Source organism: Herbaspirillum lusitanum P6-12, assembly GCF_000256565.1.
Taxonomy (GTDB): domain Bacteria; phylum Pseudomonadota; class Gammaproteobacteria; order Burkholderiales; family Burkholderiaceae_D; genus Herbaspirillum; species Herbaspirillum lusitanum.
The window spans coordinates 1-6,597 of the sequence record NZ_AJHH01000036.1; the positions used below are offsets into that span (position 1 = coordinate 1).

7 protein-coding genes are annotated in these 6,597 nt (G+C 63.4%); 6 read left to right on the forward strand and 1 reads right to left on the reverse strand.

Going from position 1 to position 6,597, the window contains the following annotated elements:
- Positions 1-173: 173 nt before the first annotated feature.
- Positions 174-1,631, reverse strand: a complete 1,458-nt coding sequence (locus tag HLUSI_RS0101425; RefSeq protein ID WP_016832262.1) for an aminotransferase-like domain-containing protein — start codon at positions 1,629-1,631, stop codon at positions 174-176.
- 59 nt (positions 1,632-1,690) lie between these two features.
- Here HLUSI_RS0101425 and HLUSI_RS0101430 point away from each other — a divergent pair, with 59 nt between their 5' ends.
- From HLUSI_RS0101430 to HLUSI_RS26455, 6 genes are all read left to right on the forward strand, one after another.
- Positions 1,691-2,359, forward strand: coding sequence for a glutathione S-transferase (locus HLUSI_RS0101430; RefSeq protein ID WP_016832263.1), 669 nt, complete (start codon positions 1,691-1,693; stop codon positions 2,357-2,359).
- 198 nt (positions 2,360-2,557) lie between these two features.
- The gene (locus HLUSI_RS0101435) at positions 2,558-3,202 is read left to right on the forward strand and encodes a PepSY-associated TM helix domain-containing protein (protein WP_016832264.1); all 645 of its coding nucleotides are present in this window, start codon (positions 2,558-2,560) and stop codon (positions 3,200-3,202) included.
- Between the two features lie 40 nt (positions 3,203-3,242).
- Positions 3,243-3,779, forward strand: coding sequence for a DUF2271 domain-containing protein (locus tag HLUSI_RS0101440; RefSeq protein ID WP_016832265.1), 537 nt, complete (start codon positions 3,243-3,245; stop codon positions 3,777-3,779).
- A 13-nt stretch (positions 3,780-3,792) separates the two neighbouring features.
- Entirely contained in the window at positions 3,793-4,611 is an 819-nt protein-coding gene (locus HLUSI_RS0101445) for a DUF4198 domain-containing protein (protein ID WP_029362988.1), read from the forward strand.
- Between the two features lie 113 nt (positions 4,612-4,724).
- The gene (locus HLUSI_RS0101450; protein ID WP_016832267.1) at positions 4,725-5,750 is read left to right on the forward strand and encodes an FAD:protein FMN transferase; all 1,026 of its coding nucleotides are present in this window, start codon (positions 4,725-4,727) and stop codon (positions 5,748-5,750) included.
- On the forward strand, positions 5,747-6,597 hold an 851-nt coding region (locus HLUSI_RS26455; RefSeq protein ID WP_016832268.1), incomplete at its 3' end, for a flavodoxin domain-containing protein. The genes HLUSI_RS0101450 and HLUSI_RS26455, both read left to right, overlap by 4 nt.

Below are 6,597 nucleotides of genomic sequence, written 5' to 3' on the forward strand. Positions count from 1 at the left end.
GTTGTCGCTGGCGCGCCTGTCCAAGCGGACCGAACTGCGCATGAGCACGTTGAGAAGATTTTTGACGGCGCTGGAAGAGGCGGGGATTGCGACCGTGGTGGTCAATGACGACGGCACCGGCAACGCCATCCTGACGGCGGCCGGCATCCAGCTGCACGGTTAGGCGTTCGACCCTAACTTAATTCCGCGACGATCTTGCCGATCGTCTTCAACGCCTTTTCGATCTCGGCCGACCACGAGTAACTGTAGTTGAGCCGGATGAAATTGCTGTACCGATTGGTTGCGGCAAAGATGCGTCCCGGTGCGATCGTGATGCCCAGCACCAGGCAGCGCCGGTACAACTCCATCGCCTCCACGCGCGGCGGCAGCTCTATCCACAGGATGTAGCCGCCGGCCGGCTCCGACACGCGCGTCCCCTCCGGAAAGAAACGCAACACGAAGTGCCGCATCAGGTCGCGTTGCTGCAGCAGGCCGCGGCGCACCCGGCGCAAGTGACGTTCATAGCCGCCCTGGGTCAGGTATTCGGCGATCGCGCGTTGCGGGATGGTGGGCGTGGCCAGCGTGTTGAGGAACTTGAGTTTCTCGACCTGGTTGCGGTAGCGCCCCGGGATCGCCCAGCCGACCCGGTAAGCCGAGCTCAGGCTCTTGGAGAACGACGAGCAGTGCAGCACCAGGCCGTCGCGATCGTAGGTCTTGAGCGAAGTCGGATGCGCGGCGCCGTAGAACAGTTCGCTGTAGACCGCGTCCTCGATCAGCGGCATGTTGTGCTGATGCGCGAGCTTGACCAGGCGCTTCTTGTGCGCGTCCGGCATCATCGAGCCGAGCGGATTCTGGAAATTCGGCATCACCATGCAGGCCGAGATCTTTTGCGTCTTGAGCAATTCTTCGAGGGCGTCGAGGTCGATGCCGGTCAGCGGATCGGTCGGGATCTCGACGGCGCGCATGCCCATGCGTTCGATCGCGTGCAGCATCGCGTAGAAAGTCGGGGTTTCCACCGCGATGGTGTCGCCCGGTTGCGCCACGGCCTGCAGGCAGAGGTTGATGGCTTCGGTGGCGCCGACGGTGATGATGATGTCTTCCGGATCGACCGCCAGGCCGGTTTCCAGGTAGCGCCGCGCGATCTGGCGCAACAGGTCGGGATGGCCCGGCGGCAGGTCGGTGAAGACGCTGAAGCTGTCGCTGTTGCGCGTGATGCGGCTGGCGTACTGGCCGATGCGCTGCGACGGGAACAGCGCCGGATTCGGATAGGGTGAGCCGAGCGGAATGGTGCCGTCTTGCTGGATGGTCCTGAGCGTGGCCAGCACCAGCCGGCTGACGTCCACTTCATGCGGCTGCTGGGTGGCGGGATGCGAAGGCGGCAGCAGAGTCATGGCGGCCGGCACGCTGGCCGGCGTCGCGGTCTTGCGCACGAAGTAGCCGGATTGCGGATGGCTTTCAATGATGCCGCGGCTTTCCAGCAGTTCGTAGGCGCGCACCACGGTGGTGACGCTGAGGTTGTGTTGTTGGCTGGCGGCCCGCACCGAGGTCACTCGCTCGCCTGGTTGCAAGACGCCGGCGCGGATCGACGCCGCCAGTTCATCGGCGAATTTCTTGTAGAGCGGGAGCTGGGGCGTCGTGGGTGTGCGCGGCATGCTTTTTTATATTGTGCTGTTATGCTTCTTGGGACGCATTCTACAGAAAGGCGCAGCACATGATCACTGTCCACCATTTGAATAACTCCCGCTCGCAGCGCGTGCTCTGGCTGCTGGAAGAGCTGGGACTGGAGTACGACATCAAGTTTTACCAGCGCGATCCCAAGACCATGCTGGCGCCCAGGGAGCTGATGCAGGTGCATCCGCTGGGCAAGTCGCCGGTAATCACCGATGGCGACCTGACCATCGCCGAGTCCGGCGCCATCGTTGAATACCTGGTCGAGCGCTACGGCAACGGCCGGTTCATCCCTGCGGCCGGCACCCCGGATCGCCTGCGCTATCGCTACTGGCTGCACTATGCCGAAGGCTCGGCGATGCCCTTGCTGCTGCTCAAGCTGATCTTCAGCCGCTTGCCGAAATCGGTGCCGGCGCTGATCCGGCCGGTGGCGCGCCTGATCTGCGGCGGCATGCTGGCTCGCATGGTTGATCCGCAACTCAAGCGCCATTTGCATTATCTGGAAGGAGAGCTGGCCCGCGGCGGCTGGTTTGCCGGCAACAGCTTTTCGGCGGCGGACATCCAGATGAGTTTCCCGGTGGAAGGCGCGCGTTCGCGCGGCGGACTGGATGCGCAATACCCGAACCTGCTCAAATACCTGGAAGCGATTCACGCGCGGCCGGCTTACCAGCGGGCCTTGCAGCGTGGCGGGCCGTACGATCTGTTGCGCTGAGCCTGCGCAGGATAGCTTTGCCTTGAAAACGCCGCAGCGGTCCTGCGGCGTTTTTCATTGGACGGCTGTTTTGTATCTGCATACAGCCGCATGTATCGCAAAGTAAATCCTTGATCCGACGCTGTATTTTTCTCCGCAGTCACAGTTATAATTGAGAATTATTACCATTTAGGCGGCTCCGGCCGCCAGCGACACATCATGAAGCAAGCCACCATTGCCGGGAAACTGCCTGACCAGAAGCGCCGCTCGTTCTGGCTCAGGCACCTGCATCAATGGCACTGGATCAGTTCGGCGATTTGTCTCATTGCCATGTTGCTGTTCGCCGCCACCGGCATCACGCTGAACCATTCGGCGCAGATCGAGGCGCACCCGCAGGTTTCCGGCAAGCAGGCGCAGTTGCCGCGCGATTTGCTGGCGCAACTCGGCGCACGGGATCACAAGGACAAGGACGTCGTGCCGGCGCCGCTGGCACGCTGGCTGGACAAGCAGTTCGGCATTGACGTCGGCCCGCAACCGGGCGAATGGTCACCCGAGGAACTGTACGTCTCGCTGCCGCGTCCGGGCGGCGATGCGTGGCTGCGTGTGGATCTCGGCAACGGCAAGGTCGAATACGAGAAGACCGATCGCGGCTGGGTGTCGTACTTCAACGATTTGCACAAGGGCCGCAACACCGGCGCGGCCTGGAGCTGGTTCATCGACATCTTCGCTGTCGCCTGCCTGGTGTTTTGCGTCACGGGCTTGTTCCTGCTGCAACTGCATGCCGGCAATCGCCCGGTCACCTGGCCGCTGGTCGGCTTGGGGCTGGTAGTGCCGCTGGTGCTGGCGATCATTTTCATCCACTGATTTTTTCAACAATTTTTATTCACGAATGAGGTTGAGTCATATGCGCGTGCTGCTTCCTGGTCTCTTGCCGACGGCATTGTCGGCTGCCCTGACGGGCTTGGTGTGGTCGCCGGCGGTTGCGGCCGACCTGAATGTCAAAGTCGAAATCCCGCGACTGAACGTGGCCGAGTATCACCGTCCCTACGTCGCGGTCTGGCTGGAGCGTCCCGACCAGAGCGTCGCGGCGACGCTGGCCGTGTGGTACGACGTCAAGAAAAAGGACAAGGAAGGCGAGAAGTGGCTCAAGGACCTTCGCCAGTGGTGGCGTCGCACCGGCCGCGAAGTCCACATGCCGGTCGATGGCGTCAGCGGCGCCACGCGTCCTGCCGGCGACCAGCAACTGACCTTGAGCAGCGACAAGGGGCCGCTGGCCCAACTGCCCGCCGGCGACTACATCCTGATGGTCGAAGCGGCACGTGAAGTCGGCGGCCGCGAAGTGGTCAAGGTGCCGCTCCAATGGCCGCCGAAATCCGCGCAAACCGCCAAGGGCAAGGGCGAATCCGAACTCGGCGCGATCACGCTCGATTACAAACCATAAGACCAGGGACGACATGAAACTCTCATTCAAGATTGCTGCCGTAGCCATGACTTTGGCAGTTGGTTTGCCGTTGTCCGCCAACGCGCACCGCACCTGGCTGCTGCCGTCGTCGACGGTCCTGTCGGGTAGCGATCCCTGGGTCAGCGTCGACGCCGCGGTGTCCAACGATCTGTTTTTCTTTGAAAGCTTTGCGCTGAAACTCGACGGTCTGCAAGTGACCGCGCCCGACGGCACGTTCGCCAAACCGGAGAATGCCAGCACCGGCAAACTGCGCACCAGCTTCGACGTCCACCTGACGCAAAGCGGCACTTACAAAATCGCCGTGTTGAGCAATGGATTGTTCGGTACCTACAAGGACACCGCCGGCCAGACCAAACGCTGGCGCGGCACCGTCGAAACGCTGGCCAAGGACGTTCCGGCTGACGCCAAGGAACTGCAAGTGACGCAGATGCAAGGCCGTATTGAAACCTTCGTCACCGCCGGCAAGCCATCCAAAAAAGTGCTGGAACTCAGCGGCACGGGACTGGAGTTGCAGGCGATCACGCATCCGACCGACCTGATCGCCGGCGAGGCTGCCAGCTTCCGCATGATGCTCGACGGCAGGCCGGCGGCCAACCTCAAGGTGACGGTGGTGCCGGGCGGCACGCGCTATCGCGACAAGTTGAATGAGCTGACGCTGACCACCGACGCCGACGGCAAATTCAGCGTGACCTGGGCGACGGCCGGCATGTATTGGCTGGAAGCCACGGTCAAGGACAACAAGCCCAACCTCAAACCGGCCACGGATCGCCGCGCCAATTACACCGCGACGTTGGAAGTGCTGGCGCCCTGAGTTGCACGCAGGCGTTCGCCGTACCGGCGGCGAACGCTGTTTTACCGGCCGTCGCAGCGTGGTTGCATAGCTGAGGCGGCTTTCTCTTTCTGGAACCGAATTTTTCATTCTTCATGAACCGCGTCTTTATCCCGTTAAGCCTGTCTCAGCCCGATCCGGTTCCCGCCGATGCGCCGACCGAGAGCCTCGGCGGACAGACCATGGGCACGTCCTGGTCGGTCAAGCTGATCCGTCCTCCGCACCTTGCTCTGGAGACGATCCGCGACGGCATTCAGCAACAGCTTGATCTGGTGATTGGGCAGATGAGTACATGGAGCGCGAGCTCGGACCTGAGCCGGTACAACCAGTCCGAAGCCGGCAGCTGGCAAGCATTGCCGGTGCCGTCGGTGCCACCGGTGCATTTCCTGCGTGTGCTGGATTGCGCACTCGATGTGGCCGAACGCAGCGGCGGCGCCTACGATCCCAGCATCGGGCCGCTGGTCAACTTGTGGGGATTCGGTCCGGATCCCGCCCGGTCGGAAGCGCCCGATGCGGCTGCGCTGGCGCAGGCGCAGGCACGTTGCGGCTGGCAGCGTGTGCGCATTGACCGGGCCCGCAATGCCTTGCTGCAGCCGGGCGGCTTGTACCTGGATTTTTCTTCGATTGCCAAAGGCTATGCCGTCGATCTGGTAGCCGAGTATTTGCGCGGCATCGGTGTATCCAGTCACCTGGTCGAAATCGGCGGCGAGTTGCGCGGCCACGGCGTCAAGGCCGACGGCCAGCCGTGGTGGGTCGGCCTGGAGCAGCCGCCTGCGCCGACCGGCAGCGAGTCTGGAATGCAGAGCGTCGTTGCCTTGCACGACCTGGCGTTGGCGACCTCGGGCGACTACCGGCGTTATTTTGAACATGCAGGTACGCGCTATTCCCACACCATCGATCCGCGCACGGCCCAGCCGATTGCACACGCACTGGCTTCGGTGACGGTGCTGCACGCCGATTGCATGACCGCCGACGCCTGGGCCACCGCGCTCATGGTGCTCGGTGATGAAGACGGCCTGGCGCTTGCGCTGGAGGTCGGCCTGGCGGCGCTGTTCGTGCGCCGCGACGGCGCCGGTTTCCGCGAAAGCATGACGCCGGCGATGCAGGCGATGCTGTCATGAGTCAGCGCGCGATCGCCGATTTTTTCCCGGGGCCGGGTTTGCTCGGCCTGGCTTGCGCGATCGGCGCGACGGTTGCGGCGGCGCAAATGCAGTTGCTTGAAGGCGGGGCCGGACGCGCGTTTGCCGCGGCGCTGGTGCTGCTGTTTTACTGCGTATTCTGTTTTGTCGTCTTCGCCGGGCATCGCCGCAAGCAGCAAACCTTTGCGCGCTGGGATGCCGATGGTGCGGCTGCGGACGCGGATGCCATCGTGGTGGCGTTTGCCAGTCAGACCGGATTTGCGGAACAGCTGGCGCTGCAGACTGCACAGTCGCTGCAGGCCGCGGGCGTGGCGGTGCGCCTGTGCGAACTGGGCCGGCTGGATCTGGCGCAGTTGCAGTCGACGCAGCGCATTCTGTTCGTGGTCAGCACTACGGGTGAGGGCGATGCGCCCGATAGCGCCGCCGGTTTTGCGCGCAAGGTAATGGGACGGCCGGGACGCTTCGAACGTTTGCGCTACGGCGTGCTGGCGCTGGGCGACCGCAGCTATGGCCGCTACTGCGCGTTCGGCCATGCGCTTGATGTCTGGCTGCATGGCCATGGCGCACAAAGTTTGTTCGATACGATCGAAGTCGACGCCGGCGACAACGGCGCCTTGCGCCACTGGCAGCATCACCTCGGTGTATTGAGCGGCCATACCGGGATGGCCGACTGGAGCGCACCGGTGTATGAACGCTGGTTGCTGACCCAGCGTCGCCTGCTCAATCCGGGCAGCCTTGGTGCGCCGGCTTTCCATCTTGCTCTGAGACCTGCGGACGCCGGGCAAGGCATGTCGTGGCAAGGGCCGGGGGCCCCCCCCCCCCCCCCCCA